19 protein-coding genes, 3 pseudogenes and 1 riboswitch are annotated in these 22,722 nt (G+C 69.9%); of the genes and pseudogenes, 8 read left to right on the forward strand and 14 right to left on the reverse strand.

The genetic code is table 11. The features are described from left to right. Positions 1 to 79 precede the first annotated feature (79 nt). Positions 80 to 242: riboswitch (cyclic di-AMP (ydaO/yuaA leader) on the reverse strand. Positions 243 to 889: 647 nt separating this feature from the next. The 3 genes and pseudogenes from FRANEAN1_RS28375 to FRANEAN1_RS39710 form a co-directional block, all read right to left on the reverse strand. Further along, on the reverse strand, positions 890 to 1,489 hold the full coding sequence (locus FRANEAN1_RS28375; protein ID WP_020463192.1) for a DUF305 domain-containing protein: 600 nt from the start codon (positions 1,487 to 1,489) through the stop codon (positions 890 to 892). A 1,110-nt stretch (positions 1,490 to 2,599) separates the two neighbouring features. After that, a pseudogene (locus FRANEAN1_RS28385) lies at positions 2,600 to 2,845 on the reverse strand (ATPase P); the annotation flags it as partial. A 173-nt stretch (positions 2,846 to 3,018) separates the two neighbouring features. After that, positions 3,019 to 3,177, reverse strand: a pseudogene (locus FRANEAN1_RS39710) (heavy-metal-associated domain-containing protein); the annotation flags it as partial. A gap of 712 nt (positions 3,178 to 3,889) precedes the next feature. On the opposite strand from FRANEAN1_RS39710, the gene FRANEAN1_RS28395 reads away from it, so the two are divergent. The 7 genes from FRANEAN1_RS28395 (at position 3,890) to FRANEAN1_RS28425 (ending at position 11,593) form a co-directional block, all read left to right on the forward strand. Continuing rightward, the gene (locus tag FRANEAN1_RS28395; protein WP_041254880.1) at positions 3,890 to 5,020 is read left to right on the forward strand and encodes a sulfite exporter TauE/SafE family protein; all 1,131 of its coding nucleotides are present in this window, start codon (positions 3,890 to 3,892) and stop codon (positions 5,018 to 5,020) included. Positions 5,021 to 5,061: 41 nt separating this feature from the next. Further along, positions 5,062 to 5,283, forward strand: coding sequence for a heavy metal-associated domain-containing protein (locus FRANEAN1_RS28400; protein ID WP_020463195.1), 222 nt, complete (start codon positions 5,062 to 5,064; stop codon positions 5,281 to 5,283). Between the two features lie 422 nt (positions 5,284 to 5,705). Then, complete coding sequence (locus tag FRANEAN1_RS28405) at positions 5,706 to 6,383, forward strand: hypothetical protein (protein WP_041254881.1); 678 nt, start codon at positions 5,706 to 5,708, stop codon at positions 6,381 to 6,383. 242 nt (positions 6,384 to 6,625) lie between these two features. After that, positions 6,626 to 6,832, forward strand: a complete 207-nt coding sequence (locus FRANEAN1_RS28410; RefSeq protein WP_020463197.1) for a heavy-metal-associated domain-containing protein — start codon at positions 6,626 to 6,628, stop codon at positions 6,830 to 6,832. A 59-nt stretch (positions 6,833 to 6,891) separates the two neighbouring features. Beyond that, complete coding sequence (locus tag FRANEAN1_RS28415) at positions 6,892 to 7,836, forward strand: hypothetical protein (protein WP_020463198.1); 945 nt, start codon at positions 6,892 to 6,894, stop codon at positions 7,834 to 7,836. Positions 7,837 to 7,860: 24 nt separating this feature from the next. Then, a complete protein-coding gene (locus FRANEAN1_RS28420) occupies positions 7,861 to 10,239 on the forward strand; it encodes a heavy metal translocating P-type ATPase (RefSeq protein ID WP_020463199.1) in 2,379 nt (792 codons plus the stop codon). A gap of 520 nt (positions 10,240 to 10,759) precedes the next feature. Continuing rightward, entirely contained in the window at positions 10,760 to 11,593 is an 834-nt protein-coding gene (locus FRANEAN1_RS28425; RefSeq protein ID WP_020463200.1) for an IS5-like element ISFsp2 family transposase, read from the forward strand. Positions 11,594 to 11,659: 66 nt separating this feature from the next. Here the strand turns inward: FRANEAN1_RS28425 and FRANEAN1_RS44125 are convergent, their stop codons facing one another. The 4 genes and pseudogenes from FRANEAN1_RS44125 to FRANEAN1_RS28440 form a co-directional block, all read right to left on the reverse strand. Next, a complete protein-coding gene (locus FRANEAN1_RS44125) occupies positions 11,660 to 12,253 on the reverse strand; it encodes a hypothetical protein (protein WP_347177264.1) in 594 nt (197 codons plus the stop codon). 75 nt (positions 12,254 to 12,328) lie between these two features. Next, a pseudogene (locus FRANEAN1_RS44130) lies at positions 12,329 to 12,649 on the reverse strand (helix-turn-helix transcriptional regulator); the annotation flags it as partial. Beyond that, entirely contained in the window at positions 12,639 to 13,475 is an 837-nt protein-coding gene (locus FRANEAN1_RS28435) for an alpha/beta hydrolase (RefSeq protein WP_020463202.1), read from the reverse strand. The gene FRANEAN1_RS28435 and the pseudogene FRANEAN1_RS44130, both read right to left, overlap by 11 nt. 65 nt (positions 13,476 to 13,540) lie before the next feature. Then, entirely contained in the window at positions 13,541 to 15,001 is a 1,461-nt protein-coding gene (locus tag FRANEAN1_RS28440; protein WP_020463203.1) for an MFS transporter, read from the reverse strand. 874 nt (positions 15,002 to 15,875) lie between these two features. Between FRANEAN1_RS28440 and FRANEAN1_RS28445 the strand changes: the two genes are divergently transcribed. Next, positions 15,876 to 16,637: an AfsR/SARP family transcriptional regulator gene (locus tag FRANEAN1_RS28445; RefSeq protein ID WP_041256617.1), complete on the forward strand. Its 762-nt coding sequence runs from the start codon at positions 15,876 to 15,878 to the stop codon at positions 16,635 to 16,637. Positions 16,638 to 16,640: 3 nt separating this feature from the next. Here FRANEAN1_RS28445 and serS read toward each other — a convergent pair whose 3' ends face one another. From serS to FRANEAN1_RS28480, 7 genes are all read right to left on the reverse strand, one after another. Then, on the reverse strand, positions 16,641 to 17,933 hold the full coding sequence (gene serS, locus FRANEAN1_RS28450; RefSeq protein WP_020463205.1) for a serine--tRNA ligase: 1,293 nt from the start codon (positions 17,931 to 17,933) through the stop codon (positions 16,641 to 16,643). A gap of 65 nt (positions 17,934 to 17,998) precedes the next feature. Beyond that, positions 17,999 to 19,219, reverse strand: a complete 1,221-nt coding sequence (locus FRANEAN1_RS28455) for a beta-ketoacyl-[acyl-carrier-protein] synthase family protein (protein WP_020463206.1) — start codon at positions 19,217 to 19,219, stop codon at positions 17,999 to 18,001. Continuing rightward, on the reverse strand, positions 19,219 to 19,476 hold the full coding sequence (locus FRANEAN1_RS28460; protein WP_020463207.1) for a phosphopantetheine-binding protein: 258 nt from the start codon (positions 19,474 to 19,476) through the stop codon (positions 19,219 to 19,221). The genes FRANEAN1_RS28455 and FRANEAN1_RS28460 overlap by 1 nt, the downstream gene beginning before the upstream one ends. Before the next feature lie 67 nt (positions 19,477 to 19,543). Further along, positions 19,544 to 20,584 carry a beta-ketoacyl-ACP synthase III gene (locus FRANEAN1_RS28465; protein WP_020463208.1) on the reverse strand — a complete coding sequence of 347 codons (1,041 nt, stop codon included), beginning with the start codon at positions 20,582 to 20,584 and terminating at the stop codon, positions 19,544 to 19,546. After that, the gene (locus tag FRANEAN1_RS28470; protein WP_020463209.1) at positions 20,581 to 21,603 is read right to left on the reverse strand and encodes a hypothetical protein; all 1,023 of its coding nucleotides are present in this window, start codon (positions 21,601 to 21,603) and stop codon (positions 20,581 to 20,583) included. The genes FRANEAN1_RS28465 and FRANEAN1_RS28470 overlap by 4 nt, the downstream gene beginning before the upstream one ends. Continuing rightward, positions 21,600 to 22,151 carry a flavin reductase family protein gene (locus FRANEAN1_RS28475; protein ID WP_020463210.1) on the reverse strand — a complete coding sequence of 184 codons (552 nt, stop codon included), beginning with the start codon at positions 22,149 to 22,151 and terminating at the stop codon, positions 21,600 to 21,602. Before FRANEAN1_RS28475 ends, FRANEAN1_RS28470 begins: the two co-directional genes overlap by 4 nt. Next, complete coding sequence (locus FRANEAN1_RS28480) at positions 22,148 to 22,684, reverse strand: hypothetical protein (RefSeq protein ID WP_020463211.1); 537 nt, start codon at positions 22,682 to 22,684, stop codon at positions 22,148 to 22,150. The genes FRANEAN1_RS28475 and FRANEAN1_RS28480 overlap by 4 nt, the downstream gene beginning before the upstream one ends. Between the last annotated feature and the right edge of the window lie 38 nt (positions 22,685 to 22,722).

Raw genomic sequence — 22,722 nt, forward strand, 5'->3', positions numbered from 1 at the left:
GACGGAGCCCGGTGGCGACCGCGCCCTTCCTGTCGGCGTCTTTCTGCATCAAGCTGCGCACTCTGCGCAGACAGCATGGTGGTCCTTCCCCTACGCCTGCGAGGTGAGCTGTCGGGTTCGGGCTGGGAGCCCGGCCGAACGCCTCATGCGTGTCCGGCTTCGCCCCAAGGGCGCCGAGGAGGCGACGCCCAGAGAAACATGGGTCCCCCGTTCCTGCCTCAGATGCTCGTCGGAGGGAGTCACCGGACCGGAGGGCAGGATTCGGCGTACGGCCCGGTGGTGCGACAGATGCACACACTACCAACTACAGAGTATAGTAGGTAGCAATCGGAAGATCTCAGAAGATCTTCGACGGACATCCACGCCGCTCCAGCAAGATCCATGTTCGCCGAGCGGAGTAGACGTGCCTTTGGGGTGCCTTCGATCACCAGATCGCCGTCAGACCGTCACCCAACCAAGCCTCCCCGGCCCGTGCAGCGAGGCTCAGGACAGCGATTCGGCGCACTGCATCCGGACACCACCCACCCCTCGCGGGGCTCGGAACCTACTACTAGACATAGTTGCCGGGGTGAGGGGATCTCTCAGTGCTGACCTCTCCACCGCCGAAAGAGATTGATCATCGAGGCTGGTGGCTGTCGGAAGGGTTGACGGGACGTCTGTCGGGGTGGCCAAAGCCGCTGCGGCCCACTGAGATAGCTAGCCCGATCACAGCGCCTCGGCCAATATGCTGGCCGGCGCTTTTACTCCCTCCCCAGGCGAGTCACCGGTTCGGCTGGAGGGCAGGCTTGAACCGCGACCGACATCGCGTTCGTCGTGCCGAGTGTCGCACCTGGGATCCGAGATGCCCTGGGGCACCGGCGCGCGGCCGGTGCCCCAGGGCCCTGCTCGGCTATCTGGTACCGAGCAGGACCTTCATGGTCTCGACCTCTGTGGTCTGCGTGGACTCGATCGTCCTGGCCAGGGCCACGGCGTCGGGGAACTGCCCGTCCCGCTGTTCGGTGCGTGCCATCTCGATCGCACCCCCGTGGTGCTGGATCATCATCTCCAGGAACATGCGGTCGAAGCCCGACCCGGACGCCCCTTGAAGGGCCGCCGTGTCGTCCTCCGACATCATTCCCATGTCGTTGGTGCCGTGGCCGCCGGCGCCGGGCATGGCGGTGGGTTCGCCCCATGCCTCAAGCCAGCCGGTCATCGTCTTGATCTCTGGTGCTTGCGCGGTCCCGATCTGCTTCGCCAGCGTGAGCACCGCCGGGTTGGCAGCTCGCCCGGGTGCCAGCTCCGCCATCTCCACGGCCTGCTGGTGGTGCGGAATCATCATCTGGGCGAACATCACGTCCGCGTCGTTGTGGTCGCTGGCGCTGACATCGCTGCCACTTCCTGCCAGCGCGGACGAAGGGGTCGTCGGGGTGCCATCGCCCCCGCACGCCGCAAGCATGGCTGTCAGGGCCAGCGCTACGGCTGCGAACCCAAGGTGGTGTCTTCTTCGCACGAGTCGTCCTCGGTGTCGGGTTGCCAACGGAGCTGAGGCCGGAGCCGTCGAGCGTGCTGACAGGCGTGCGCGACGTCCGACGCAGGTCCGCTCACAGGCGCCACACGCAGTAGACAGACAGGTCGGTCACGTACCGAGGCGGCGGCGTCTGCGGTGGGTCGCCTCGCGTCCTGGTGAAGGCAGAGGCGCCGAAGAGAGTAGACGCGACCGCCAGGCCGTACTGTTCGCCGCCGTGAACCGGTTCGGGGTCGGCCCGGAACACCGCCGAACAGAGCGCGCCCGGGTGGCTGTGGGGTTCGGCCCCAGGCTCGTGCGAGTGGGACCAGTGCGGGTGAACGTCGCGATCGGTTCCCTGGGTGCAGGGCGGCGAAGCGAGCGCGTGCACCTGCGCGGCTAGGCCGGCGTGCATCGCCAGCAGTCCGAGCAGGACGGCTGACACGAGCGTGAGTCGAGCCCAGAGCGCGCCGTGTCGTGCCAGTGCTTCGCAGCGCGTCACGTCACCCTCTTCCGCGTCCGTCGCCCGGAGCCTACTACGCAAGATAGTTGTTGCCGCCGCGATGGTTCGCCCGCGGAGGCGCGCGAGGTGCCACCCAAGGAGGGGCCATCAGCCCTTTTCCCTAGTCGTGACTCCCCGAGGCTCTCTGGCCGAGGGCCACGACAAGGCCATGCGCACGGCGGCGTTCCGAAGGAACACTACTATGCTCCGTAGTGGTAGTTCGCTTCGGGAGTTCGCCGCCAAGCTTGTAGCGGGGAGCAGAGTCCGTGCCCGCACCGACCTCCGATCACCCGAAGCGGTTCGCGCGTCGTAACTGTCCCGCGCCGGGTACCAGGCCGGCGGGTGCGCCACGGCCGGACGGGCTGGTGGGATCCCCCGGTGATGTGGGTGAACGACCCGTTCGTCGACTCCGGCAGGGGTTTCTGAGCCAAGCCGGAAGGCGCCACCCCTGGGGGCACGAAGGAACCCGGAGGGCGGCTGGCAGCAGGCCAGGCGAGACCGGGTCTCAGCGATCCTCAACCGGGCCCGGCCCTGACGTCGACTGCCCGGACCAATACCGCACCCCGGACAACGTGCCGCCTACGCCGGGCTGGGCCACTGGTTCGAGATGCGTGCGCGGTCGGCACTTCGACGGGTTCTCCGTCCCGCAGCACCAACGCCTTCTCAGGCGCCAGCTCCAGCAACGAGCGGATCGCGTCGTTGGCGCCGCCGCGCGCACGCATCTCGAACCAGTGGCCCAGCAACACGAAGGCGGCGAGCACGGTGGCCGCCTCGTAGAAGACCTCGCCGCCGCCGGTGAGGGTGACGACCAGGGAGTACGTCCAGCCGGTACCGATCGCGACGGCGACGAGGACCATTACGTGCACGGCGTGCGCCTCGTGGGCAGCAGGCGTGTGAGGGGGATGGTGCGACGGGACGTTCGGCTGGGGCCCGACTTGGTCGGCCCGCGGTTCGCCTGCAGCCTGGGCATTCGAAGCCCCCGCAGGCGAGATCGGGACAGACACGACCGGTGTGTGTGCGGAGGGCCGGCCCGGACCAGCGCGGTCTGCGCCACCGGGTTCGCCGCCACCTCGACCACCCCTGGGCGTCGGCCCAGCACGGCCTCCACACGCGCCTTCTCCGTCGCCCATCGCAGCCCGGAGACCTCCAGGACCACGGTCGACATCCGCCCGTCATCCACCTGTGAAGACATGACCGGCTCCTCCCGCAGCCGAACACCCTCGGGCTGAGCCAGGCCCGGCTCCGACCGGAGAACATATACCTATACCCCCGGGAGGTATAGGAACGTTGCGTTGCCTACCCGAGGGCGGCAGGTCCGCCCGGGTCACACTCCCCCACACCCGGGCGGGCCACAGGACCGGACGCGGGCCGGCAGTGGCAGACCACCAGTCTTCGCTATCTACTGCACCCCGTAGTAAGTCATCAAGCCACATCATCTTCATTGGACGGTTGGATCGCCTGCTCGCGCTGCCCCCGCGGCGAAGGCCCAGATGCTTGGGGCAGGCATTACCAGGATTGCGCGCGCCAGCCGCTGCCGCCGTCGCCCTCTCGGGGCAGCAGGTAGGACCACTTCGGCCGGTCACTGTCGACCCGTTTGCCTACTACGTGCGGTAGTGGTTTAGCGTAGCCTTCGGCCACTCACGCCGGACCGCGTGCCGATCCTGCCCCCGGTCCCGGCGCTCCCTTCGACATGCACGTCGGGCAGGAAAAGGGTTCCGTCCTTCCTCCGGGCGCCACGACTGGCGAGGCCCCGGAGAGGGAAGCCGGACCCGGCAGCCGGTGTGCACCGCCGTCCGAGAAGGAGCCTGCGACGTCGGCGTCGCTGCCAGCGCCCTCTTGCGGGGCGCCCAGCCGGTGCTCGACCAGGAGTCCTTCGGTACCTCGTCCGCCGTCGCGGAGGTTCGGTGAATCTCGCAACTGTTCTCGTGACCGGCCTGTTTGCGGGCGGGGTGTCCTGCGCCGCGGTACAGGGCGGACTGCTGACCGGTCTGATCACCCGGCAGCGTGCCGCGGCGGCCGGATCAGCGCGGCTGCCCGGTGGCGCACCCGTCCGAGGCCGCCACTCGGCCCGTGTCCAACGGGCGCGGTCTGGTCCAGGGATGCGGTCGCCGCAGGCAGGGAAGGAACCGGACTGGCGCGCGCAGCTCGGCGATGACCTCGTGCCAGTCGGTGGGTTCCTGGCCGGCAAGCTGGTCTCGCACGTGCTGCTCGGGGCGCTGCTGGGAGCGGCTGGCGGCGCGGTGGAGCTCTCGGTCGACGCGCGCACCTGGCTACAGATCGGCGCCGGCCTGCTGATCATGTTGTTCGGTCTCGCCCAGCTGGGCGTACCCGGATTCCGCCGCGTCGTCGTGGAACCGCCCGCGTCGTGGACGAGGATCGTACGCAGGCGCGCCCGTTCCCAGGCCGCGTTGGCACCGGCGCTGCTCGGCCTGGCCACCGTGCTCATCCCGTGCGGTGTGACGCTGTCGGTGGAGGCGCTGGCACTCGCGTCCGGGTCCGCGCTGGCGGGCGCGGCCACGATGGGGGTGTTCGTCCTTGGCACCGGCCCGCTGTTCGCCGTCCTCGGCTACGCCGCCCGCAGGGCCGCGACCGCGTGGCGCGGCCGACTGGCCGTGGTCACCGGACTGGTCGTGCTGGCGATGGGGCTCTACACCCTCAATGGCGGCCTGCAGCTCGCCGGCTCGCCCCTGGCCGCCAACCGGCTCGCCGAAACCCTCGGTCTCTCCCAGCCACCGGCGGCCGACGCGTCCGCCGCCTCGACCGCCGAGGGCCGCCAGACCGTGGAGATCACCGCCCGCGCCGACTCCTACAGCCCGGGCAACGTCCAGGTGCAGGCCGGTGTGCCCACCACACTGGTCGTGCACTCGGACGACGTGCAGGGCTGCATCCAGTCGTTCGTCATCCCTGACCGCGATGTCGAGGAGATTCTGCCGGCCCAGGGTGACACGGCGATCGACCTGGGCGTCCTGGAGCCCGGCCAGCTGCGCTATGCGTGCGGCATGGGCATGTACACCGGCCTCATCACCGTCGTCTGACCGCGTCCGCTTCGATCACACAAGGAGAACGGAGTACTGCAGTGCCCGTCACCACACACAGGTTCCGCGTCGAAGGAATGCACTGCGGCAGCTGCTCGCTGCTCATCGACGACGCGCTGGAGGACCTGCCAGGCGTGCGCACCACCCAGACCGCCCTCAAGCAGGCGCGCACCACGGTCGAACTCGACCTCAGCCAGAACAGCCCGCAGGACGTGGTCAAGGTGATCGAAGAACTCGGCTACCGGGCCTCGCCGCTGCTGTGACGGACCCGGGCAGCGGACACGCGAGCTGGCGGCACGCCACGGAGGACAAAGCTCCGGGTGGACGACACCGCGGGCATTCCGCCACGGAGTGGCCCATCGATACGGCGCCTACCACCGGCCCATACGACTACCGCGCCGTCCCGCCCGACCACGTGAGGCGAACCGTGGACGGTCCACCAACCGCACCGCTCGTCATCCGCCAGACGGGACGCCACGCGGCACGCAACGCGACCCCGGCCAGGAGGTCGTCCCCGCGGCCGGGCGCGGCCGCGGAGCGGCTTCGTCCGGGCGACCGGCATGAGCACGAGCAGATCGAGGGCCCCTATCCGTCTTCGACGTCGTACACCGACTCGTCTCCGTTCCGGGTCGATACCGGGGGCGTGTCACGCACGACGGGTCGGAGACGAACCGATCCTCGGATCATGGCCGACATGGGGGCAGGCAGGATCATGGCGGCGTTCGCCTCGCTCGGCGCCGCCGCCACCCATGTCGCTGTCGCGCCGAGCCACTTCGGTGACTGGCCGCTGTCAGGGATGTTCTTCTTCGCGACGGCGGTCTTCCAGGCGGGATGGGCGCTCGCTGTGATGCGGGGGGCCGGCGGGCGGACGATGGCAGCGGGCCTGCTGGTCAACACCGGGTCGATCCTGTTGTGGGCTGTCAGCCGGACCTCCGGGCTACCCGTCGGCCCCCACTCCGGCATAGCCGAACGGGTCGACAGAGTCGACCTCACCACGGTCGCGTTCGAGGCAGCGGTCTGCGTCCTCGCGCTGTGGGGCCTGTGGTCCCGGCACACGCGCGGGTTCCGCTCCTCGTTCAGCGCGGCCGTCATGATCGGTGCCGCTGGCGCCGGCGTTACCGGCCTCGCGCTGCCCGCGGTAGAACTCGCCGGTTCGCACAGCCACGGCCACGAGACCACGGACGAGTCCGTCCCGCACTCCCACGGTCAGGACGGGGAGCATCCAGCGACCCCAACCCCAGGCGGCGGCGAAGGCGGTACGCCCCCCGCACCACCGACGGTGGGAGAGACCGGCGAACCGGAACGGCCTCAGCCCGCGTCGAGTCACACCCATCGCCCCGGCACCGCACCGCACGACGACTGAGTCTGGCTTCCCGCACTTCCGCGCTGGCGGGTGACGTAGGACGGCACGCTCGGTCGACCGGGGCGGGGCGATAGACGTGGGACGGCGAGTCGACCGCGTTCCTTCTGCCAGTAGCAGCTAAGGGCACCCCCTTCCTCTGGATACCCCCCAGGGGTATGTTCAGTTACGTCGAGTTGGCCGCTGCCAGTACACGCGGCCCGTCGAGTACCGGCGCATCACCAGACTCCAAGAGAGGACCTCCGATGAGCACGACCACCTACACCGTCACGGGCATGACCTGCGCGCACTGCGTCGCCTCAGTCACCGAGGAACTCGGCGAGATCGTCGGCGTCACCAACGTGGCCGTGGACCTGGGCTCCGGCGCGGTCACCGTGACCAGCGACCGGCAGCTCGATCCGGCCACGGTGCGTACCGCAGTCGAGGAAGCCGGCTACCAGCTCGTCGGCTGACGTCCACACCCCTGCGGGACGCGGCCCACAGCGAAACCCGCAAGAACGAACGGTGCGAAATGAATACGATTACGAAGCTGTCCGCCTTCGGCGCAGCGCTCGCCCTGGTCGTCGGCGGCGCTTACGGCGTCGGCGCGGCGGTCGGCCCGCTGGACGCGGCCACCACCAGCCCGGAACACAGCTCCGACACCGACGGCCACGGCGGCACCGGCCCCGACGAGGCCTCGGACAACGCCTCGGACCTGCCGGGCGGGTTGGCGTCAAGCTTGAGCGGCTACGCCTTCACACCCACCGTGTCGACCTTGACGCCGAACAACACAGACGACTTCACGTTCCGGATCACCGGGCCTGGCGGGGAAGCCGTCACCGCCTTCGACGTCGAACACGACAAGCGGATGCACCTGATCGTGGTGCGCCGCGACGGCAGCGCGTTCCAGCACCTCCATCCGACGATGGCACCCGACGGGACCTGGTCCGTTCCCCTGTCAGTGCGCACGGCCGGTTCCTACCGGGCATTCGCGGACTTCACCCCCACCGGCGCCACGGCCACCACCCTGGGCGTCGACCTGACCGCCCCGGGCCTGTTCGAGCCGATCACCTACCCGCCGACACGCAGCGCTTCGGTGGACGGCTACGAAGTGACTCTCGCCGGCAACCTGATCGGCGGGCAGGCATCGCCGCTCACCCTGACGGTTCACAAGGACGGGCAGCCGGTGACGGACCTGGAGCCCTACCTCGGCGCCTACGGGCACCTGGTGGCGCTGCGTGAGGGCGACCTGGCCTACCTGCACGTACATCCCAACGGTGAGGACACGTCAGCCGGCCCGGACATCCCGTTCGTGGCCGACGTGCCGACCGAAGGCCGCTACCGGCTGTTCCTCGACTTCCGGCACGACGGAGTCGTCCGCACAGCGGAGTTCACGGTGCCCACCGGACCGTCCGTGCCGGACGCCGCCACGACATCGCCCGCGGCGGGGCACGCCGACGACAGTCACGGGCACTGATCGCGAGAGGAGACATCGGCCGGCATGAGCACCACCACCACCACGACGCCGCACGCCACCGACACCCCGGTCACCGAGATCGAGCTCGCGATCGGCGGGATGACCTGCGCGTCCTGCGCCAACCGGATCGAACGCAAGCTGAACAAGCTCGACGGCGTCACCGCCACCGTCAACTACGCCACCGAGAAGGCCCGGGTGAGCGCCCCCGGCGGCGTCGACCCGACCGTGCTGGTCGCCCAGGTGGAGGCAGCCGGCTACACCGCCGAACTACCCCGGCCTCCGGCCGCGGACCTGGAACCAGCCGCAGGTGTGGCCGGCACCGAACCCGATCCGACCCGGCCGCTGCGCCACCGCCTGATCACCAGCATCGTGCTCGCGGTTCCGGTCATCGTGATGGCGATGGTCCCAGCGCTGCAGTTCACGAACTGGCAGTGGTTCTCGCTCGTCCTGGCGAGCCCCGTCGTGACCTGGGCCGCCTGGCCCTTCCACCGCGCCGCCTGGACGAACCTGCGACACGGCGCCGCGACGATGGACACGCTGATCTCCATCGGCGTCGGTGCGGCGTTCGGCTGGTCGTTGTACGCGTTGCAGTTCGGCACAGCCGGGACGCCGGGGATGACGCACCCGTTCGAGCTGACGATCGCCCGCGGCGACGGCACCGGCAACATCTACCTGGAAGTCGCGGCCGGCGTCACCACCTTCATCCTCGCCGGCCGGTACTTCGAGGCGCGCGCCAAGCGACAGGCCGGCGCCGCGCTACGCGCGCTGCTCGAACTCGGCGCCAAGGACGTCGCGGTCCTACGGGACGGCGCGGAGGTCCGGGTCCCGATCGGGCAGCTGGCCGTCGGCGAGCGGTTCGTCGTCCGGCCCGGCGAGCGGATCGCCACCGACGGCGTGGTCGACGAAGGCTCCTCGGCCGTCGACGCCTCGATGCTGACCGGCGAGTCCGTCCCCGTCGAGGTCGCCCCGGGCGACGCCGTCACCGGAGCGACGGTGAACGCCGGCGGACGACTGGTCGTGCGCGCCACCCGGGTAGGCGCCGACACCCAGCTCGCCCAGATGGCCAAGCTCGTCGAGGATGCCCAGAACGGCAAGGCCGCCGCGCAGCGGCTCGCCGACCGGATCTCCGGGGTGTTCGTACCGGTCGTCATCACCCTGGCCGCGGCCACCCTGGCCTTCTGGCTCGGCGCGGACGCCGGCCCGGACGCCGCGTTCACCGCCGCGGTCGCCGTGCTGATCATCGCCTGCCCGTGCGCCCTCGGGCTGGCCACCCCGACGGCACTGCTGGTCGGAACAGGCCGCGGAGCGCAGCTCGGCATCCTCATCAAAGGCCCCGAAGTACTTGAATCCACCCGACGCGTCGACACGATCGTGCTCGACAAGACCGGCACCGTCACCACGGGACGCATGAATCTGGTCGAGATCCACCTCGCAGCCGCCGACGGCGACGAGACCGGTGAGGTCGACGAGACCGAGATGCTGCGGCTCGCCGGAGCGCTGGAGAACGCGTCCGAACATCCGATCGCCGCCGCCATCGCCCGCGCCGCCCGCGAGCGGGTCGGCGACCTGCCCGGCGTCGAGGAGTTCAGCAACCTCGAAGGTCTCGGCGTCCAGGGGATCGTCGACGGGCACGCCGTGCTCGTCGGACGAGCGAGCCTCCTGGAGAAGTGGAGCCAGCCGCTACCGCCCGACCTCGTCACAGCCAGGACAACCGCCGAGGAATCCGGCCGCACCGCCGTCGGTGTCGCCTGGGACGGAAAGGCCCGCGCCGTCCTCGTCGTCGCGGACGTCGCGAAACCCACCTCGGCACAGGCCGTCACCCAGCTCCGCCGGCTGGGGCTCACCCCGGTGCTACTCACCGGCGACAACACGACCGTCGCCCGCGCGGTCGCGACCGAGGTCGGCATCGGCACCAGCCCGGACACCCTCATCGCCGAGGTGCTGCCCGCCGACAAGGTCGACGTCATCAAACGCCTGCAGGCCCAGGGCAAGGTCGTCGCGATGGTCGGCGACGGCGTCAACGACGCCCCCGCCCTCGCCCAGGCCGACCTCGGCCTCGCCATGGGCACCGGCACCGACGTCGCCATCGAGGCCAGCGATCTCACCCTCGTCCGCGGCGACCTGCGGGCCGCCGTCGACGCGATCCGGCTCTCCCGCCGCACCCTGGCAACCATCAGGGGAAACCTGTTCTGGGCTTTCGCCTACAACCTCGCGGCACTACCCCTGGCTGCGGCAGGCCTGCTCAACCCCATGATCGCCGGCGCATCCATGGCGTTCAGCTCGGTGTTCGTCGTCGCCAACAGCCTACGACTGCGCCGCTTCACCGCACAGGTCGACGTACCACCCGCCACGACGGCGCCCCTCTCCCCATCCCGCCGGGACACCGCGAAGACATCCAGCTGAGACCGCTGGACCGGCTGGGCTACCTGGGCAGCTTCAACTTGCACGTCCGCTACATCAACCAAGGGCACGCCGAGGCCGACCGGCAGGCCACCTCCCCACGCTGCCTTACGGAACCCGGCACGCTCACCGACACCCAGCACGACGGGTTCAGCGAGCCCACCGCCGCCTGCCGGCCGCGCGAGTTCCGGCTCGTACGCACGACTCATTATGATCGCACCCGCTCAACCAGCCCACCGACGAACGAGGTCGTACGCCGACTCGCAGCGGAGACGGCTGGTGGACACTGCAGGACAGCCGAGATTAATCAACTAGCCGACCCCAGACTCACTACGCATCGTGACCGAGATCCATCAATGCGCTTAGGGAGTCGAACCTATTGAGCCATTCCCAGCAACGGCCCGTGACGTTCGGTGACCATTGCGCGGTGTGAGTGTCCCCGGGGCTGCGACGACGGAGGCGCGGGGCTCCGATAGGAAGTTGTTCCGACCAAAGAGCAACTCCGAAGGAACCCCGCGCCTCCATGAGTTTCACATACACCGCCGAGTTGCCCCTCGGCGATCACACCGTCTTCCGCCTGGCGGGTCTTCTCGTCGCGGAGCGTCAGCGTCGCGGCACTCGCAACGGCACCCGCACGCTGTCCACGTTGGAACAGGCGGTCATGGTCCTGCGCTGGTTCTGTGACGGCACCAGGACCAGCCGGCTCTTCAAGGATCACGGGGTGTCCCGGTCGGTGGGCTACCGCTACCTGCACGAGGGCATCGCCGTGCTTGCCTGGCAAGCCCCTGACCTGCGCGAAGCGCTGATGCGCGCCAGGATCGCCGGCTACGGCCACCTCATCATCGACGGTACGATCATCGAGACCGACCGGCTGCGCATGCCCGGCCCGACCGAGGGCGTGGACCTGTGGTGGTCCGGCAAGATCTCCAACCACGGCGGCAACATCCAGATCCTCTCGGCCCCCGACGACGGCTGGCCGCTGTGGGTCTCGGACGTCAGGCCCGGCCGCGAGCACGACTCGACCGCGCTGTGCGCCGGAGGCGCGCAGCCGATCCTTGAGGAATGGGCCGCCGACCCGCACGAGGTCCTGTTCGACCTCGGTTACGAAGGGTTGGGTAGCCCGGCCGGACCGCTCGCGACCGCCTACAAGAAGCCCAAGGGCGGCGCCCTCACCGACGAACAGAAGGCGCACAACCGGGTCCACAACGCGCTGCGCGCCGTCGGCGAACGCGCGAACGCGCTGCTCAAGGTCACCTTCCGGCTGCTCCGCAACATCACGATCGACCCCTGGAAGATCGGACTCGTCGCGAAAGCCGCCCTCGTCATCCTCCACACCGAGCACCGCAGGACCGCCTGAACCCCAACACCGCAACACGGAACTGTTGCTACGCAAGGTGACGAATGGTTGCCGGGAAAGGTTCAGTCAGCTAGGGCGATCGGGCCGGCGAAAGGTCAGCCGCGGCCCGTCGACGCCCGACAACGATCGCTCCTTGACCTGCGCGGCAGCGGCCTGGAACGCCTCGGCCGTCTGCTCGTCGGCCGGGTGCATGGTTTCCAGGGAAAGTTCCGAGACCGTGATGTCGGTCGCCGCACCGAACGTGGTGATGGTACTGAACAGTTGCAGCTCCGTGCCGAGCCCGCGGATCCGAATCGAGGCCACGATCGAGTCTGCCAAGCCTTCGCAGCTGCCACCGCCCCGCGGCGCGTACTGCGAAACCTCGTCGTAGAGTTCACGCAGGCTTTCTCGGCCTGAATAGATCGCCTGGCGGTAGAGCCGACCGACGAGGTGGCTACGCCATTCCTTGCCGTTGACTACCTGCTGGGACAATCCTTCGGGGTGCAAGCACACGCGCATCACATTGACCGGCGGCACGAGCAGCGTCGGCGACACTTCGCGTAGCAGCAGCTTGGTACCGAGATTCATGGCTACCACGTTCTCGTCCACGTCGACGGCCAACGCCGGGTACGGGTCGTGGGCGGCGAGCAACCGGTCGACAGCCTCCTTGACGATCTTCAATCTGGGAGCTTCGAGCGGCGTTTCGTGGTACGTCGGTGAGTAGCCCGCCGAAACAAGCAGCGTATTGCGCTGTCGAAGCGGAATTTCGAGCTGCTCCGCGAGCCTGAGGAGTAGCCCCCGACTCGGGCTCGAACGCCCGGTTTCGACGAAGCTCAGGTGCCGAGCCGAAGTTCCTGACCGCAAGGCCAACTCCGACTGGCTAAGATTTTTTCGACGACGCCAGTCACGAACCAACGGACCCACGCCGGTCCGCGTATCGATGATGGCCACTGGGTCGAGTATAGCATCGCCCAAACGAAGCAAGCTCGGAACGAAAGTTTCGATTCTGCCCGTTTGCGACCTTCCGTCCGAACCTGTCGCAGCGGCGCCGCAGCGCTTCAGCGCCTTACCGACCATGGGCGATGAACGCGACGACGTCCCGGTTGAGCCGGTCGGCGTGCGTCGCGAACAACCCGTGAGCTGCACCTTCGTAGCTGACGAAGGTGCTGTTCGGAAGCAGCGCGGCGGTCCGCCTGCCGCACAGGTCGATCGGGGCGACCACGTCCGCCTCGCCGTGCACGACCAGCGTGGGAACGACGACTCTGGCGACGTCGGCGCGCAGGTCGGCCATGAACAGGGTCCGGTAGATCTCCACGGTTGCCCTCAGCGAGCTGTCGAGCGCCACCGACTCGAAGAACGTGGCGCCGTACGACGACAGGCCGAGCCGCGTCGGCGACCCATCGGACCCACCGAAAAAGGGCGCGACGAGTTCGGCCACCCATCGCGCCCGGTCCTGCTCGGCGGCGGCGATGGTCTGCTCGAAGACCGCGACGTCCGTCCCGTCGGGGTTGTCCGCGGTCTTCATGATGATCGGCGTGGTGCTGCTGGCGAGGACAAGGCTCGAGACCCGAGCGTCACCGTCGCGCGCCAGGTAGCGGACCGCCTCCCCACCGCCGACCCCGTAGCCGACGAGGGCGGCGTCCCTCGCGTCAAGGTGCTCGAGCAGGTGGGCGAGGTCGTCGGCGAGGGTGTCGTAGTCGTAGCCGGACCAGGGCCAGTCGGACCGCCCGGTGCCGCGGCGGTCGTAGGCGACGCAGCGGAACCCGTTGCCGGCCAGGTGGTACGCCAACGACTCCCACATCCGAGAGTTCATGACAGCGGCCCCGAGCAGGACCACCAACGGCCCCCGCCCCCAGTCGCGGTAGTACAGTTCGGTTCCGTCCCGGACGGTGACCACTGGCATGGCGGCGTCTCCTCCTTGCGGCCGGCGCGGAGCTCGAGCCTCGAGCTGCGGATGTGGGATGCGGGCTACTGCGCGCGGCGGCCGGGCAGCAACAGCGCCAGCGTCGCGGCGACGAGACAGCAGGCAACCAGCGGGATCAACGCGACGTCGAAGGCGTCCGGATAGTCGGTGGCGCGCGCCGCGACGCCGAGGGCGGGGTAGAAGACCGCCCCAGCGACCGCCACGCCCAGCGCCGCACCGCCCTCCTGCGCGGTGTTGGCCGCTCCCGACGCGGAGGCGGCGTGTTCGGGCGCTACACCGGTCAGGACGACGTTCGTGAGCGGGCCGGTGGTCATCCCCATGCCGAGCCCGGCAACGAGCAACGCCGGCACCAGCCACGCCGGGCTCCCGGTCGAGCCGGTCGCCCAGACCGTGATCCCGACCAGCGTGTAGCCGACCGCGATCGTCAACGGACCGGCCACCACGAGCCACCGGCCCATCCGCGCGACAAGCTGCATCGACGCCAACGACGAGCCGAAGTAGCCCGCTCCCAGTGCCAGGAACAGCAGCCCGGACTCCAGCGGCGACAGGCCTCGGCCCTGCTGCAGGTAGAGGGCCAGCAGGAAGAAGAAGGAACCCATCGCCAGGAAGTAGGCCACCATGGCGGCCAGCCCTACCGAGAAGCCGCGCCCCCGGAACAACGCCGGGTCGATCAACGGGTCAGCGCCGCGTGCGGCACGGCGACGCAGGTGGAGGACGGACGCGCCGGACAGTACCGCCGCGAGAGCCAGGCAGCCGAAGCTCCACGCCGGCCACCCCTGCTCGCGCCCTTCGACCAGGGAGACCACCAGGAGCACCAGCGTCGCCGTCACCAACGCCGCGCCGGTCAGGTCGAGACGCGTGCGGGCCGAGCCGCGCGACTCGGGCACCACGCGGTAGGTGTAGGCCAACGCCACCAGGCAGATCGGCACGTTCAGCAGGAACACCGCCCGCCAGTCGAGGCCCGCGACGTCGACCGTGATGAGCACTCCGCCGATCACCTGCCCGAACACGCCGGCAAGCCCGATGACGAGGCCGTACACGTTGAATGCCTGCGCCCGACTCGGCCCGGTGTAGACCGTGCCCAAGATGCCGAGCACCTGCGGAACCATCAGCGCGGCGGCGGTTCCCTGTACCACCCGAGCGACGATCAGCGCTTCGGCGTTGGGCGCGACGCCACAGGCCGCCGAGGCCACCGTGAACAGCAGGAGGCCCAGCGCGAACATGCGCCGACGGCCGTAGACGTCGCCCAGCCGGCCGCCGGTGATCATGCCGGCGGTGAACGCGACGCCGTAGCCGACAATCACGCCCTGGATCTGCGCCGAGCTGGCGTTCAGGTCACGCTGGACGGACGGCGCGGCGACGTTGGCGATGAAGTAGTCGAGGACGGTGATGAAGGTTCCGACCATCAGCACGGCCAGCGTGCCCCAGGCTGTGGCCTCGGCCGCCGTAGTCGGGTCTGCCAATGCTTCCCCGGTTGCGGTGGGCGTGCTCGTGCCAGAGGTCATGGGCGATCTCCTACAGGCTGGCCGAAAAATGTCTGCGTCGCCACACCCTCCACGCCTCGCCGTCGGCTCGTCAATTACGTCAGAGGTAATTCGACGCCTACCTCGGAGGTAATGAAGTGACCACCACCACCGGCCAACCCGACGTCCCACCCGCCGCCTGCTCGCGGTACCCCACAGGGCTACTCGGACAGCGACAACAAAACCGGCACCGACTACTCCGGGTCATAATCGAAATTGCGGCTCCGAGCCACCCGGCGGCCGCCAAGACCACGTGACGAAGATCACTACGAGTAACATATTTGCTGGTTGATCAGGCTGCCACTCTGTTCGGCCGACAGCTGACCGGTTCGCAACGGTCGGCGCGATCTGTAAGCAGGTTGACGGGCAACCGAAGCCAGCGTTAGGTTAATAGGCGATTACAGCCCGCAAAGTCGCATTGGCACCGAACTCGCACGACCGTTGGGCGTCACCGCGTCACCATTTGGCAACAATTCGCCCGTCAGGTTCAGGTCGAAGTTGACCCAGAATGCGATTCTGGCGGATCGAAATTCCTGCCACTACCCTTGCAATCGTTTCCCGCACCAGAACCCGAAATCCAGCAGCGAAACGCTCCGGCTCATTGGTTCACGGCGTCTGCGGTGGGCTGCTCAGGCACCCGCCAAAGGTCCGCCGGCCCGCTGGCGTCGCCACGCACACCACGTAGCGACGCACGCTTCGCCACGCACGTCCCTCGGCAACGCACACCTCGGCAACGCAGCCCCTCAGCGATGCACACCGTACGTCTGCGGCGCTGCTCGGCGCCGCCATGCCCACTTTTCATCACCGTCAGGCAACGGCAGATCGCCATTCGTGGCTCTCATTGAGCGAGGTGCAGGTGAAGTTCAGGATCCTCGGCCCCGTCGAATCCGAGGTCGACAGCGGCGTGCGAGCCATTCCGGGCGAGCGGCAACGCCGGTTGCTGGCAACCTTGCTGGTGAGCGGCAACCGGCCGGTGCCGGCGGAACAGCTCTACGCCGAACTGTGGGGCGAGGATCCGCCGCCTACCGTCGAGAACGCGTTGCAGGCCCACGTCTACCGGCTGCGACGTACTCTGCAGCGCCTCGCCGGCCCGCACGACTCACCCCCGGCGCTGGTCACCCGCACCCCCGGCTACCTGCTGGAGATCGATCCCGTCGACCTCGACATGAATATCTTTCGGGAACGGATCGCACAGTCGCGTGCCGTGCGGACGACCGATCCCGGGTTCGCCGTGAGCGCCCTGGACGAAGCCCTGGATCTGTGGCGCGGATCGCCGCTGCAGGACGTCGCGGCCGGCCCGATCTGCCAGAGCGTCTCGCTGCAGCTCAACGAGGAACACGTGACCGCGCTCGAGGACAAGCTGTGGCTGAGCATCGAGCACGAGGACCCGGTCCACGTCATCGGCGACCTCAAACGGATGAGTTCGGTCCATCCGTGGCGCGAACGGATCACCGAGATGCTCATGCTGGCGCTCTACCGCTGCGGCCGCCAGGCAGAGGCGGTAGAGGCCTACAACGACGTGCGCCGACGCCTGGACCGCGAACTCGGCATGGAACCGTCCGTCCAACTCAAGGAACGCTTCCAGGAGATCCTCAACCAGGCTTCCTCGTTGCACTAGGGATCAGTCGGACGTGGTGCCACCGGGCCTGATCCGACGGAAACCGGCGTAGGGCACGAGCGCCTCCGGCAGGAGGACCGAGCCGTCGGCTTGGCGGCCCTGTTCGAGCAGGGCCGCCAAGGTCCGGCCGACGGGCAACGCGGAACCGTTGAGCGTCGCCGCGGGAACCCGGCGGCCGTCACGGCCTTGTACGCGGATGCCGGCGCGCCGCGCCTGGAAAGCCCCGCAGTCGGACACCGAGGAGATTTCCCGGAACGCCCCGGAGCCTGGCAGCCACACTTCGACGTCGAAGGTCAACCGGGCGGAGAAGCCCAGGTCGCCGGCCGCCAGCAGCATCACCCGGTAGGTGAGGCCCAGCCGCCGCAAGCACTCCTCCACGTGCCCGACCATGACGTCGAGTTCGTCGCGGGTCTCGTCAAGCAGGCAGATGCGCACCAGTTCGACCTTCTCGAACTGGTGGAGCCGCAGGACGCCGCGAGTGTCCTTGCCGTAGCTGCCGGCCTCGGCGCGAAAACACGCCGACCGGGCGGTGAGCGCGAGCGGCAACTGCCGGGGGCTCACGACCTCGCCGGCGAACAGGTTCGTGAGCGGAACCTCCGCGGTCGGGATCAGGAACATCTCACGGTCGCCTACCTGGGTGGCGAACAAGTCCGCCTCGAACTTGGGTAGCTGCCCGGTACCCGTCATGGTCTTGCGGGTGACCAGGTACGGCACGGAGTACTCGACGTAGCCGTGCTCCCCGGTGTGCAGGTCCAGCAAGAACTCCACGAGCGCTCGCTCGAGTCTCGCGCCGGCCCCGCGCGCGACGCTGAACCGAGCCCCCGACAGCTTCGCCGCCGCGGCGGCGTCGAACACCCCCGTGGCGGTGCCCACCGTCGCGTGGTGCCGGGCGTCGTCGGCGGGCACCGGCGGTGGCCCTCCCGTGCGCACCTCGACGGCTTCGGTCTCACTTCGCCCGTCCGGCGCCTCCTCCGACGGCAGGTTCGGGATCGCCAGCAGCAGCTCGGTCAGTTCTTCGCTGGCCGACCGGGCGTCAGCCTCCGCCGCCCGGACCGCTTCGCGCAGTCGCCGTGCGCTGTCCCGGTCCGCCGCGTCGGCCGAACCGGTCGCTGTCCGCCGGGCGCCTGCCGCCGCTGCCCGTTTCAGGTCGGCTCGCAGCCGAGCGACCCGGTCTTCGCGGTCGGTACGGCGACGGTGGGCCGCGGCGAGCTCGTCGAGGGAGATGTCGAATCCTCGGCGGGCCAACGCGGCCGTCGCTTTCGTGCTCAGGTCCAGCAACTCACGGACGTCGTGCACGGCCGAACTCCCTCCTGCGTCGTCGACGCCCGCGCGGCTCGCCGCCGCGGTTCACGCGCGCGACCTCACGCCTTGGCGATCGCGAGCACCGCGTTCTGGCCGCCGAACCCGAGCGAGTTGCTCAGGACGAAGTCGGGCGCCGCAGCGGTCGCCACGGTCGCCACGTCGATGTCCAGCCGCGGGTCGAGGGTCCGCAGGCCGGTCGTGGGCGGCACCAGGCCCTGCTCGACAGTGAGGGTGCTGAACACGGCCTCCACCGCGCCAGCCGCCCCCAGCAGGTGCCCGGTCGTCCCCTTGGTCGAGGTGACCAACGGTCCGCTGGTGAACAGTCGGCTGAGGAGCTGTCCTTCCACCAGGTCGTTGAGCGGCGTACCGGTGCCGTGCGCGTTGACGTGCCGCACCTGCTCCGGAGCCGCGTCGGCGTCAGCCAGCGCGGCCAGGACCGCCGCCTCGATCCCTCGGCCGGACGGGTGCGGGCTGGTGATGTGATGGGCGTCGGCGCTGGCGCCATACCCGACGAGGCGAGCGCGTACCCGGGCACCCCGGGCCCGGGCGTCGGCGAGCCGCTCGAGGACCAGCACGCCCGCGCCCTCCCCCGCGACGAACCCGTCGCGGTCGACGTCGAACGGGCGCGAGGCGCTGGCCGGGTCGTGCGCCCGCCGGGACAGCGCCCGCATCCGGGCGAATCCCGCCATCACCAACGGTGTGATCATCGCTTCGCTGCCACCCGCCAGGACGACGTCGCACCGGTCCATCGCCAGCAGGTCGCGCGCGACGCCGATCGCGGTCGCCCCGGACGCGCAGGCAGTCGAGACGACCAGGTTCGGCCCGGTGGCACCGAACTCGATCGCGGCCTGCCCCGCGAGCATGTTGGGCAACTGCATCGGCAGCAGCAGCGGGGAAAGCTGGGCCAGCCCGCGCTCGATCAGCACCCGGTGCTGCGCCTCGACGGTTCCCGGGCCGCCGTCGGCGCAGCCCAGCACGACGCCGACGCGGGCACCGTCCCAGCTGGCCGGGTCCAGCCCGGCGTCGGCGATCGCCTCCCCCGCCGCCACCAGGGCGAACTGCACGAACGGGTCCAGCCGATGCGCGCGTTGACCACCGAGCAGCAGGTCGGGAGCGAAGTCCGGGACTCGGCAGGCGATTTGGACCAGGCCGTCCGCCAGGCTCGGGTCGAGGCTCGCGGTCGGGCGGCCGGCGCAGACCGCCGCCCAGCTCGCGGCCACCCCCACCCCGCCGGGCGTGACCAGCCCCACCCCGCTGATCGAGACTTCCGGCCCGGCCATCAGCTCGCCATGCTCCGCTGCGCCATCAGGTCGGCGATGCCGCCGATGGTCGTGGTCTCGAGGAGTTCGTCGTCGCTGATGCCCAGCCCGAACTCCGTGGACAGCACCATCGCCAGCTCCACGATCGCCAACGAGTCCAGCTCGGCGTCTTCTCTCGTGGCGTCCGGGGTGATGTTCTCCGGGGCCACCTTGAGCTTGCTCACGAGAATTTCCTTGAGAGTCTCGAACACGGCGGTGTCTTTTCCGTCGATCGTCATCAGGTCTCCACGTCGTCAGGTCTTCAGGTCTTCAGGTCGCCAGGTCGTCAGGTCGAAGGCCCCTGGGTCAGCCGGCCTTGACGTCTGGCCACACCAACGCCGTCGCGCCCCAGGCCAGACCGCCACCGAAGGCGGTGAGCAGCAGTCGGTGCCCGGCCGTCAACGCCCCGGCGGCCGTCGCCTCGGCCAGCAGCAACGGGACGGAGGCGGCGCCGGTGTTGCCCACCTGCTCGATGTTGGACAGCCGTCGCTGCGGGCGGACACCGAGCCGGTCGGCGACCGCCGCCAGGATCCGGGCGTTGGCCTGGTGTGCGGCGAAGCGGTCGACGTCTCGGGAGACGTCCCAGCCGGCGGCCGCCGCGGCCTGCCGCGACGCCGACGTCATCCGTTCCACCGCGTGCCGGTACGTCTCGCGTCCCCGCATCCGGAAGTACGGGTCGCCCAGATCGGCGCCGTCGCCGGTGGCGGCGTGGGACGAGCGGTGCCGGGAGCCTCCCCCCGGCACTTCGATGAGGTCGCTGCGGGCACCGTCGCTGCCCAGCACGACGGTGCCGACCACCCCCGCCTCGGTCGGCTCGCCGGCGCGGAGCACCACCGCGCCCGCCCCGTCGGCGAAGATTACGGCGGTGCCCCGGTCCTGCGGGTCTATGATGGTCGTGAAGGCGTCCGCGCCGACCACCAGGACCCGCTCCGCGACGCCAGTCGCGATCAGGCCGGCGCCGACGGCCAGCGCGTAGAGGAATCCGCTGCACACCGAAGCGATGTCGAACGCGGCCGCGCCACCGAGCCCGAGGCGGCTCGCGACCTCGGGCGCCGTCGCCGGGCAGGGCCGGTCGGGCGTGGTCGTGGCCAGCACGACCGCGCCCGCCTCGGCCACGCCGGCGGACTCCAACGCGCGGCGGCCCGCCTCGACGGCGAGGTCCGACGTCGCCGTCCCAGGGGACACCACGTTGCGTGCGGCGATCCCGGTGCGGCTGCGGATCCACTCGTCGGAGGTGTCGAGGCGGGCAGCGAGGTCGTCGTTGGTGACGACGTTCGGGGGGACGTACCCGCCGACGCCGGCGATCACCGCCGCCCGCCCGCGCGGCGTGGCCGGGACCGCGCTCACCGCGCTGACCGGGAGGCGCAGGCGAGCAGGTCGGCCGGCAGCCCCAGGTCGGGCAGGCGGGCCTGGGCCAATTCGTTCGTCCACTGGTCAGCCATGTCGTACCGCTGGGCCGCGGTGGTGTCGAGCAACCGCACGCCGGGCCAGATCTCGTAGTCGCCGATCAGCTCGGCCTGCTCGTGCATGCCCTGCTGGAACAGTTCCTCGCGGTACATCACGAACTGGCGGTCCGGGATCTCGTCCCACAACCGCACCCCCGAACGGATGATCTCCGCCAGCCTCGGCCGGTCCTGCGGCCGCGCGGTCACGTGGTCCCGGAGGATGGTGCTGGCGACGGTCAGGTGCCGGATCTCGTCGATGGCGGTGCCGCGCGAGACCTCCTGGGTCGCCGGGGACAGCGGCGTCCACTTCCGCTCGCTGAGCTCGGCGGCAGGCGCGAGGACGCCCTCGATCACCACCGCGAAGATCGCTACCCCGCCGACGAAGTCGGCTTTGTCACGGACGACGTCGAGGGTGAACGCGACGACGGGTTCGAGGACCAGGCGGGCGTAGTCGGCGGCCGTCCGGTCGAGTTCGCGGGCCAGCGCGGCGCTCGGCGGCCCCAGTTCTGCCACGTGGTCCCGGAAGACCTGGCAGTGCCGAGCCTCGTCGACCAACTGGGTGACGTAGAACTCCAGCTCCCGCACGCCCGGCGCGCTCGCCACGTAGTGCGCCAGCAACCGGGTCGCCGCCTGCTCAGCGAGGCTACGCAGCGTGAATTCGAGCACCAGCGCCTCGTGCAACGGTCCCGGCCGCCGGAGGAACGGCGGCACGGCCGCGTCGGCTCGGTGCCCCCTCGCGCCTCGGTCCCGCAAGGTGCCCTGCGCCACCTCGTCGATCCAGTAGGCGATGCCGCACTGCTCGGGACCGAGCCGCAGCGTCTTCGCGCCGTCGAGCAGGCCTGGCGCCGAGTGCCAGGCGGCCTCGGGTGCCCCGGTGGCGGCCGCGTCCGAAGCAGCCGCCGTCGTCGCGGTCGTCGTCATGACCTCGCCTCGTCCTTCTTGCTCGCAACGCTCGGTCCGGTCGACTGCAGCGGCGGGAGCACCCCGGAGAACAGGCCGCCGGCATAGCTGAGCAGCGGTTGGCCGTCGCTGCTGGTGGCCCTGACCACCTGGCCGAGAAGCACCTCGTGGTCCCCGATGACGAAGCAGCCGGACACCCGGCAGACGTAGTGCGCCAGTGCTCCGTCGAGCAGCGGCGCGGCGGAGTAGGAGTCGGGGTGCCAGCCGGTACCGGCGAACTGGGCGACACCGGCGGGACGCGAACGGTCGGCGAACCTGCGGGCCAGCGCGGTCTGCGCGCCACCGAGCACGTTGACGACGAACCGTCCGTCCGCGACCGCCAGCCCCGCGAGCTCGGAGCCGGCGCGAAGGCAGGCACCCAGCAGCAGCGGCGACTGCGACACCCGGACCAACGCGCTCACGGTGGTGCCGTGCGAACTCCCCTCGTGGCACACGGTCAGTACGGCCACCGGCGCGGCCAGGTGGCGCAGCGCGGCTCGCCGCGACGACCTGGCCGCCTCAATGCTCACGGGATCGCCTCGGACTGCCGCCGGGGCGGGACGGCGGCGAGGTGACCGACGGGCACCGGGCCGTCGCCCGCGTGCCCCAGGGGCTTCGGGTGCGCCAACCGGAGGTCGTCGAGCAGCCGCAGGTAGCCCTGCTGGCGCACCGGCTCGAACGGCAAGGCGAACGACTTCAGGAAGTTGCCGAACAGGCTGCGGTCGCCGAACAGGTGGAACGGCAGCACCAACAGTGCCCACTCCGGCCCGACCAGCCAGCACCACAGCGCGGCGACCGCCCCCTGCGTGACCAAGCTGTGCATCACGTTGTAGAGCACGTAGTAGGTCTTCGCGATCGGCCTGCCGCCACTGCGTCGAAACGCCAACGCCCCGGGCAGGTAGCCGATCACGTCGATGTAGAGGAACAACCCGACGGCCACGCCCCACCGCACGTCACCGGCGTGGGCGGCGAGGAAGCCGGTCGTCACGGCGAGCCCGACCAGGTACTCGCCGCGGTGCAGCGCGTAGGTCGTCGGAGTCTCGAAGGGATTGGCTTGGTCCACAGTTCGTCTCCTGCCTTGTTCGCCTGGGCGCGTGACGC

This window comes from Parafrankia sp. EAN1pec (assembly GCF_000018005.1).
GTDB classification, from domain to species: domain Bacteria; phylum Actinomycetota; class Actinomycetes; order Frankiales; family Frankiaceae; genus Parafrankia; species Parafrankia soli.